General features: G+C 71.2%; 7 protein-coding genes. 5 read left to right on the forward strand and 2 right to left on the reverse strand.

Going from position 1 to position 9,280, the window contains the following annotated elements; translation table 11 throughout:
- Positions 1 to 210 precede the first annotated feature (210 nt).
- A complete protein-coding gene (locus tag GIS00_RS08620; protein WP_154767723.1) occupies positions 211 to 1,815 on the forward strand; it encodes an NlpC/P60 family protein in 1,605 nt (534 codons plus the stop codon).
- Between the two features lie 6 nt (positions 1,816 to 1,821).
- On the opposite strand, the gene GIS00_RS08625 is transcribed toward GIS00_RS08620, so the two are convergent.
- Entirely contained in the window at positions 1,822 to 2,382 is a 561-nt protein-coding gene (locus GIS00_RS08625; protein ID WP_154767724.1) for a GNAT family N-acetyltransferase, read from the reverse strand.
- A 129-nt stretch (positions 2,383 to 2,511) separates the two neighbouring features.
- Positions 2,512 to 4,683, reverse strand: a complete 2,172-nt coding sequence (gene helR, locus GIS00_RS08630) for an RNA polymerase recycling motor ATPase HelR (RefSeq protein ID WP_154767725.1) — start codon at positions 4,681 to 4,683, stop codon at positions 2,512 to 2,514.
- 176 nt (positions 4,684 to 4,859) lie between these two features.
- Between helR and GIS00_RS08635 the strand changes: the two genes are divergently transcribed.
- The 4 genes from GIS00_RS08635 to GIS00_RS28885 all read left to right on the forward strand — a co-directional run bounded on the left by GIS00_RS08635 (position 4,860) and on the right by GIS00_RS28885 (position 9,222).
- Positions 4,860 to 5,639, forward strand: coding sequence for an alpha/beta fold hydrolase (locus GIS00_RS08635; protein WP_154767726.1), 780 nt, complete (start codon positions 4,860 to 4,862; stop codon positions 5,637 to 5,639).
- Positions 5,640 to 5,944: 305 nt separating this feature from the next.
- A complete protein-coding gene (locus tag GIS00_RS08640) occupies positions 5,945 to 7,114 on the forward strand; it encodes a serine hydrolase domain-containing protein (protein ID WP_154767727.1) in 1,170 nt (389 codons plus the stop codon).
- Between the two features lie 74 nt (positions 7,115 to 7,188).
- The gene (locus tag GIS00_RS08645) at positions 7,189 to 8,151 is read left to right on the forward strand and encodes an alpha/beta hydrolase (RefSeq protein ID WP_230312934.1); all 963 of its coding nucleotides are present in this window, start codon (positions 7,189 to 7,191) and stop codon (positions 8,149 to 8,151) included.
- Between the two features lie 174 nt (positions 8,152 to 8,325).
- The gene (locus GIS00_RS28885) at positions 8,326 to 9,222 is read left to right on the forward strand and encodes a helix-turn-helix domain-containing protein (RefSeq protein ID WP_322097720.1); all 897 of its coding nucleotides are present in this window, start codon (positions 8,326 to 8,328) and stop codon (positions 9,220 to 9,222) included.
- The last annotated feature ends 58 nt before the right edge of the window (positions 9,223 to 9,280 follow it).

Consider the following 9,280-nt stretch of genomic DNA (forward strand, 5'->3'; position numbering starts at 1 on the left):
ACTCTCTGTCGAACTTCGTGACCGTGCGTATCGGAGCGCAGGTCCCTGCCGGGTGACAGGCAATCTGCAGCCGCGTCCACGACCACGGGCCGAAGGCCGGGACGGACCGCCTGACCTGCCGGATCGCGCAGGTGCGCGGCCGATTTTCGAACGCCAGGCAACGATGTGTGACACTGACCCGGCCGACATCCGGGGAGGGTTCTCTTGCACATGCCAGTCAGCTGGTGGCGCCGCACCGTCGCGGGGCTGGTGGTCTCGGCCGTCGCCCTGGGAGCCCAGGTCCTGACCGGCCCTGTCGGCATCGCGGCCGCGGCGACGGTCCGGCCTGCTGTCGTTGCGCCGGCCGCCGCCGTCCCCGCCCCTGCCCCGTCGGCAGTACCGGATCCGGCAGCGACTCCCGGCCCCGTGGCCGTCCCCGCCACCGAGGCCGCTCCCGCACCGGCGCCCGCCCGGCCGGCAGCTCTGCCGTACGACGGGGCACCGCGGCTGACCAGCCTGGTGGCCTTCGCCCACGAGTGGGCGAAGAAGGACATCCCGTACGTCTACGCGGGCGGTCACGGCCCGACGCCGGGGATCACCCTCGGCGGGTTCGACTGCTCCGGTTGGGTGCGCTGGGCCTACTGGAGCGCGTTCGGCGTCGACATCGGCGGCGGCACCGCGCATTCGATCATCCATTCCGGGCAGTTCGTGAAGACCTCGACGCCGGTGCCCGGCGACGTCACCGCCTTCAACTGGTCCGGGGGCACGCAGGTCAACCACATCGGCATCTACGTCGGCGGTACCGCGCCGGACGGCCGTCCGGCGCAGATCGACACCCCGGACGTCGGGAAGACGGTCAGCCTGCGCGGCTTCGGGTTCGGATTGCTGGGCTACTACCACTACGTCGGTGCGACGCCCGCCGACTCGGGACCGCTGGTGCACCCGGTGTCACTGACCGCCACCGCCCCGGCCACCGCCGACAAGGGGCAGGTGGTGCCGGTGTCGGGGAAGGTCACCGGCGGCACCGGCATCGTCCGGCTGTACACCCGCAACGTCGGCGCCACCAGCTGGACGCCCGGGACAGAGGTCCGCACCACGTCCACCGGTGGCTACTCGATGCGGTACGTCGCCACCGGCACCGCGCAGCGACTCATGGTGCGGTACCTGGGTTCCGCGAAGGCCAGGGCCGTCGACTCCGCCCAGCTCACCCTCGGTGTCACCGTCCGGAGCACCGTCACCACGGCCACCGCACCGGCCACCGCGATCCGTGGTCAGGCGATCAGCATCACCGGCCGGTCGACCGGGACATCGGCCACCGCAGGTTCTCTCGTCCGCATGTACACCCGGGACGCCGGTGCGGCCGGCTGGCGCAGCACCGCCGAGACCCGCACCGACGCCCGTGGCCGTTACGCGCTCCGGCTCGTCGCGACCGGTCGGCCCACCGAGGTGCTGGTGCGGTTCGTGGGCAACACCGCGGCCCGGATGTCCGACGCCCCGGTGCTGACCGTGCGAGTGTCCACCGGCGCCACCCGCACCGCGGCGATGGTCGTCGGCGGCGAATCCGCAGGGCGGGGCGACCTGGTGCTGGTCAAGGGTCGGGTGACCGGCGTCGCCGAGGGCACCGGCATCGTCGGTGGCACCGTGCGGCTGTACGAGCGGTCCACGCCCACCGGGCCATGGTTCGTCGCCGCCCACGGGACCACCGATGCGCGGGGCTACTTCACCATCGAGTACACGACGCCGGACCGGACCCGGGTGTACCTGCTGACCCGGTTCCTCGGCGCCGGCACCGCGAAGCTCTCCGACGCGACGGTGCTGGAGCTCGAACTCGGCTGAGCCGTTTCACCGCAACCGCTGTCGCATCACCGGCCGGGTCGGTACGGTCCGCCCGAACTCGCCGAAGCCGGCCGCCCGGAAGATCGACACCGTGCCGGTGAAGAGCGCCGTCGGCGCCGGCCTGCCGCGCACGACCCCGACATCCACCGGGTGGCCGTCGAGCACCGACGCACCGTGGTCGGCGGCGAACACGGCGGCCCGGCGCAACAGCGCGGCACCGATCCCATGACCGCGGTGGCCCTGCCGCACCACGACGCAGGACACCCACCAGGCGTCCGGATCGTCGTCGAGCACCCGCTGCAGCGCACGGTTGCCGGTGATCCCGGGCAGCGTCGATCTGGGCACCACACGGCACCATCCGGACGGCGTTCCGTCGTGGTACGCGACCAGACCGACCGGCAACGGCCCGTCCGAGACCTCCAGGTGCAGCGCGGTCCGGTTGTCCGGGCAGTCGTGGCGGCGGAACCGCTGGCACCAGCACGAGTCCGGGCGCCGACCGCCGCGGCCGAATGCCTCGACGACATCGGTCCAGCGCGCTGGGGTGGCGGGTTCCACCGAGACGGTCATGCGACACAGACTGCCCGACGACCCGCGGACGATGCCGACCGGCCCGCTACCGTGCAGGGGTGAGCACCGGTGGCCCCGACACCATTCCGCGGGGTGGCACGCGCGATCGTGTGCTCGCACTCGAGTAGTTCAGCTCGTCAGCACCACCAGCTCCCGGGTGGCCCGGGTCATCGCGACGTACCGGTCGACAGCGCCACGCACGCCGGTCCCGAACCCGTCCGGATCGATCAGCACGACCAGATCGAACTCGAGCCCCTTGGCGGTCTCCGGGGTGAGCACGCTGACCCGGTCGATGTCCGGAACCGTGGGCGCCGGGCGGTCGGCCGCTGCGATCACGCAGGCGACACCGTCGGCGTTCCCGGCCTGCCAGACGTCGAGAAGGGCGGGCAGATCAGCAAGTTCGCCGGTGCGGACCGGGATGCCGCTGCGGCGCACCGAGGTGGGCACGTTCGCATCGGGCAACGCCGCCAGGATCACCGGGGCGGCGGCCGTCATGACCTCCTCCGGGGTCCGGTAGTTGACCGTCAGCGAGGCCACGGTGATCCGGTCCAGCCCTGCCCGTTCCAGGCGGGACTCCCAGTTCCCGGCGAAGCCGTCGCGGGCCTGGGCCCGGTCGCCGACCACGGTGAAGCTGCCGGACGGGCAGCGCTGCACCAGCATCTGCCATTGTGCGTCGGTGAGCTCCTGGGCCTCGTCGACGACCACGTGCGCGAACGGGCCGGCCAGCGGGTCACGCTCCGCCTGCGGCAACGAGTCCTCGTCGATCAGAGCATCCTGCAGGTCGTCACCCCGCAGCATGCTCATGATCATCATGTCGCTGTCGTCGGCGACGATCGCTTCCTCGACGACCCGGGCCAGTCCTTGCTGCTGGCCCTGCACCTGCGCCCGGGCCGCGCGCCGGCGGGACTCGTAGCCGGCATCACCCAACAACTGACGGGCGGTGTCCAGGTACGGCAGGTCGGACAATGTCCAGTGCTCGTTGTCGCTGCGGCGCAACAACTTCACCTGCTCCGGGGAGAGCCACGGCGCGCACAGCCGGAGGAACGCGGGTACCGACCAGAGATCGGCGACCAGTTCCGTCGCCTCGATCAGCGGCCAGGCCCGGTGGAGTTCGTCGCGGATCGCCACGTTGCGGCGCAGGGAGTTCCGCAGGGTGTCATCGTCCACCCCGGCGGCGGACGCCCGATCGACCAGGGTCGTCACCAGCTCCTCGTGGATCCGCTCGCGCGCCTCGTTGTGCGGTGTGCCCGGCTCGACTGCGCCGAACGCCTCGGCCCAGTCCGACGGGGTGAGTTCCAGCTCCGTCCATGGGGTCTCGACGGCCGTCGCGGTCGTCGGCGGCTCCTCGTAGAACCGCACCCCGGTCGCCACCGCCCGGACCAGGTCGGCGCCGGCCTTGAGCCGGGCCACCGCCGGGTCCGGCTCGGGACGGGCCGTCACCCCCTCCGGCAGCAGGTCCTGCAGGGTGCAGGTCTGCACACCGTCCTCGCCGAGGGCGGGCAGCACGTCGGACACGTAGCGCAGGTACTGGTGGTGCGGGCCGACGACCAGCACACCGCCGCGGTCACGGGACAACCTGGGATCCGCGTAGAGCAGGTAGGCGGCCCGGTGCAGCGCGACCACCGTCTTCCCGGTGCCGGGCCCGCCGTCCACCACCAGGGTGCCGGGGGAGCCGGCCCGGATGATCGCGTCCTGGTCGGCCTGGATGGTGCCCAGCACGTCCCGCATCCGGCTCGAGCGGCTGGACGCGAGCTCGGCGATGAACGCCGACTGGTCGTCCATCGCCGCTCGTTCCCGGGCGACATCCGTTCCGTGGACGAAGACCTCGTCCCAGTAGTCGGTGATCCGGCCCTTGGTCCACCGGTACCGGCGCCGGCGGGCGAGCGCCATCGGGTGACCGTGGGTGGCGGCGAAGAACGGTTCGGCGGCCGGTGACCGCCAGTCCACGAGCAGTCGTCGCCCGGTGCGGTCGGTGAGCCCGAGCCGCCCGATCCAGATCGGCGCTCCGATGGTGCCGTCCGCGTCGACCGGGACGATGTGCCCGAGGCACAGGTCGAGGCCGAACCGGCGCAGTGCGCGCCGCCGGGCGGTGAGCTGGTGGATCGTCCGGTCCCGGTCGAGCGCCTCCGCGCCGTGCCGGGCGGGGGAGAGCCGCTCCTCCTCCAGTCGGGCGGTCACGTCATCGATCGACTCCTGCAGACATCTCTCGATCTCCGCGAAGTACTCCAGGTCATCGGCGATCAGCGCCGGGTCCGCTTTGGCGGACAGCCGGTCGGGCAGGTCGAAAACTGTGGTGCTCAGAATGTGTCCCCTCGCCGTCGGTCAGGTGCGCCGGCGATTCTGCGCCGCTCAGGGGGTCTTGCCGCAAGCCCCGGGGTGCGCTATACGTTGAAGTGGGGAGAGGGACGGCCAGCTCCGCGGGGGCCTACGAGTTCGCCCGCGGTCGACGATCGTAGGCTCGGCCGGTGCCGCCTCTGATGACCTCCACCATCGCGACCGCCGCGGACGGCGCACGGATCGCCGTCCAGGTGTCGGGATCCGGCCCGCCGCTGCTGCTGCTCGCCGGTCAGGCCAACAACCACCACTGGTGGGACGACGTGCGCTCCGACTTCTCCGACCGGCGCACCACCATCACCGTGGACCAGCGTGGCACCGGTGACAGCGACGAACCTGCCGACGACATGACCACCCGATCGATGGCCGGCGACATGGTGGCCGTGCTCGGGCATCTCGGGCTCGGGCCCGTCGACGTGTACGCCACGTCCATGGGTGGCCGGATCGCGCAGTGGCTCGCCGTGGACCACCCGCACCTGGTGCGCCGACTGGTGCTCGGCTGTACGTCACCGGGCGGGCCACGCGCCGTCGAACGCGATGCCGGCGTCCGGCGCGGCCTGGTCGACCCGTCCGGTGATCGGCGGCGCTTCCTGCTCGAGTTGATGTACACACCGGAGTGGCTGGCCGGGCACCCTGGCCCCTACCGGGTGCTCGGTGATCCCTCGATGACGGCGGCAGCACGCCGGGCTCATTTGCGGGCCTCCGACGGGCACGACGACTGGGAGGTGCTCGGCGCGATCGCCGCTCCGACCTTGGTGCTGCACGGCGCGGACGACGTGATGACGCCGGCCGTCAACGCAGAGCTGTTGGCGGAGCGCATCCCGGGCAGCGAACTGATGGTGCTGCCCGGGCTGCGCCACGCCTTCTTCGACGAGGGACGCGCCGTGGTCAGCCCTCTCGTCGAGAAATTCCTGACCGGATGACGGGATCCACCGTGGTGCAGAGACGCCGACGGAGTCTCTGCACCACAGGTGGTCCCACCTTCTGGAATTAGGTCGAACGCGTCTCGCCCGCCTCGAACGTGCCCGGGGTGCAGCATCGATCCCACGGACGGCAATCGGCCGCGCGGCCCGCCTGATGTCGGGGACAACCGGAGGCGACCCGCCGAACGGCGGGTCACCGGCCGCAGACCGCGACGCACTGTCGGTACCCCCGGACGATCACCCGACCCACACTGGGCTGGAGGTGGTCGCAACGACGCGGCCGCACCCGACCTGAGGAGCGTGCGATGGCGATCGACGGCAGCAGGATCGACGAGGTTCTCGCGGCAGCGGTGGACTCGGGGGCGGTACCGCACGTCGCGGCGATCGCGGCGGACCGCGACGGCATCCTGTACGAAGGCGGGGCCGGCGCCCGGATCAACGGCGAGGACAGCACACCGGTCACGACGAGCACCCAGTTCCGGATCATGTCGATGACCAAGATGGTCTGTACCGTCACGGCTCTCCAGTTGATGGAGCAGGGCTCGCTGGACCTCGACGCACCGGTCGAGCGCTACTGCCCCGCGTTCGGAGACCTGCAGGTGCTGGACGGCTGGGACGGGGACGTGCCGAAACTCCGGGCACCCGCGACCAGGGCGACGGTCAAGCAGCTGATCACCCACACCTCCGGCCTGACCTACTGGTTCTGGAACGCCGACATGGTGAGATATGAAGCGGTCAGCGGTATCCCGAACGTCGTGCCGGGCTCCGCCGAGGCGTTCAGGGCGCCGTTGGTGTGCGACCCGGGGACCAGGTTCGAGTACGGCATCAACACCGACTGGCTCGGCAAGGTGGTGGAGTCCGTGACCGGCAAGGGCCTGGACGTGGTGGTCAAGGAAGGCGTGACCGGACCACTCGGCATGGGGGACACCATGTTCCGGCTCGATCCGGACCGGACTGCGAACGCAGTCACGGTGCACACCCCCGGTTCGGACGGTGGGTGGGTGTCGGCCGGCGAGATCCTCAACCAGGAGCCGGACTGGTGGGCAGGCGGGCACGGCCTGTACTCGACACCCCGGGACTACATCCGCTTCGAGCGGGCGCTGCTCCGCGGCGGAGAACTCGACGGGGCGCGGATCCTGAGCCGGGAGACCGTCGATGCTGCCTTCTCCAACCAGATCGGGGATCTGGACGTCCCGGAGGTGATCGAGACCGCCGACCCGCCGATCACCGACTCGATGCGGATCGGGCCGGGATGGAAATGGGGCTACGGGCTGCTGCTCAACACCCAGGACCTGCCCGGCCGGCGCCGGGCCTGGACCGGCGCCTGGGCGGGCCTGTTCAACACGCACTTCTTCGTCGACAGGACCACCGGCATCTGCGCGTCGATCTACACCAACAGCCTGCCTTTCATCACCGAGCACCAGGCCTGGAAGCTGTACGGCGACTTCGAGGACGCGCTCTACGCCTCGCTCTGAGCCGGGTCGGCAGGTCCCAGCGGTGGCGGTGCGGGCGTCGGTGGGCGACGATGCAGGGACACAGGAGGTGCCACATGGCGCAGGTCGTCCGGCCTGCCTTCGACCCCGAACTGCGGGCGGGGCTTGCGGTGGTCGGCGGTATGTTCCCGCCGACCATCACTCCGGAGCTGATCGGGTTCATGCGTTCCTCGTATGCCTCCCCACCCCTGGAGAACACACTCGCGAACAGGGATGTCGTCCGTACCGATGCCGTCATCCGCGGGCATGCCGGCGATCCGGTGGAGATCTCGGTGCTGTCGCCGGGTGCGCGCACCGCTCCGGCGCCGGCGGTGCTGTTCATCCACAGCGGCGGCCTGTTGTTCGGCGACCGGTTCAGTGGGATCGACCTGATCCTCGACTGGATCGAGAGGTTCGGCGCGGTGGTGGTCACCGTCGAGTACCGGTTGGCGCCGGAGTTCCGCGACCCGTACGCCCGGGAGGACGTCTACGCAGCACTGGAATGGACGGCGGCGCAGTCGGAGCAGCTGGGCATCCGATCCGACCGCATCGTGGTCGCCGGGGCCAGTGCCGGCGGCGGACTCGCCGCCGGGCTGGCCCTGGCGGCACGGGACCGCGGTGGTCCGGTGCTGTGCGGGCAGATCCTCGACTACCCGATGCTGGACGACCGCGGCCTGACAGCGTCCACGGCCCAGTTCGACGGCATCGGTGTCTGGGACCGGGTGAGCAACGAAACGGGGTGGCGTGCCTTCCTCGGAGACGCGGTGGGCGGCAACGACGTCTCGCCGTACGCGGCGCCGGCCCGGGCGACCGACCTGTCCGGCCTGCCACCGGCGTTCATCGACGTCGGCGCGGCGGAGATCTTCCGTGACGAGGCGATCGACTATGCGAACAGGATCTGGCGGGCCGGCGGTGATGCCGAGCTGCATGTGTGGTCGGGTGGCTTCCACGCATTCGACATCTTCGCCCCGCACACCACTCTCGCCCAGGGCATGATCCGTGCTCGCGACGCCTGGGTGGAGAAGATCCTTGCCGACTGAACGGTGCGCGGCGGGGGAGTGGCGCTGAGATGCAGGAGTTGCTCGGCAGGATCGCGCGTCTGGACCCGACGGCCAGCTTGGGGCTCCGGGTGATCGCGTGCTTCGACGAGTTGGTGGTGGGCAAACGTCAACACCCGGGCGCTGCTCAGCGCCGCGGCCTCGCTCGCCGGGTGCGTGGCCGGTTTCGAGCAGGATGCCCCGCACCGGCAGGTGCGGATCACCCCCCGCGGCGAGGCGGCCGGCGGAAACGGTGAAGTGCAACGCACCGTCACGCCGGTCGACGACGGCCTGGTGGTGTGGCTGGAGCGGGAGGGCACCCCGCAGGCCAACGATGCCATCATCCTGGAGCGGCTGTCGCTCGCCGTCCGGATCCGGCACGGCCGGAGCAGACATCCGTCCGAGCACCGGCGCGAACTCGGACTGCTGCTCGACGGGTCCGTCGCTGCCGACGAGAGATGCACGGCTGCCGCCGGTCTCGGGTTGCTGCCCACCCTGTGCTACCGGGTCGTGGTGGCGCCGCTGTTCGCGGTGTGGGACAAGCACCCGCGCGGGCCGGAGGACGTGGTGCCGACCGCGTTCGGCCCGTTGCACGCCGTGGTGGTCGCCGAATCGGTGCGAGCGGTGGAGGGCTCACCGACGGGCATAGGCGCCTCGGCGCCGCCCGAGCACCTGCACCGGTCGTTCCGGTCCGCCGTGGCGGCATTGCGCCTGTGCGATCCCCCCGGGGTCGGCTCGGTCTCCGCCGATGACTTCGGCGGGCTCATCCCGTTGATCGCCGATCAGCTCGACGACGGGAGCCTGACCGACGTCGCCGGCCTGGAGACACTCGCGGCGCACCCGTGGGCCGCCCCCACGCTGGATGCCATCGTCCGGACCTCTTCGGTGCGGCACGCTGCCCGGGTGCTGGGGATTCACCACTCGACCATGCAGACCAGGCTGGACACGGTGACCGAGACCCTGGGATGGGACCCGCTGGACGGCCTCGGACGGACCCGTCTGGGCATCGCGTACCTGACCTGGCGACTGCGCCACTCGCGTGTTCTCGACCTGCCCGCCCCGCGCTACGACTGATATGTGAGCAACTTTGTCAACTGGGCGCGGTGAAGCGGGGCCCTTCCTGGCCGGGGAG

Source organism: Nakamurella alba, from assembly GCF_009707545.1.
GTDB lineage: Bacteria > Actinomycetota > Actinomycetes > Mycobacteriales > Nakamurellaceae > Nakamurella > Nakamurella alba.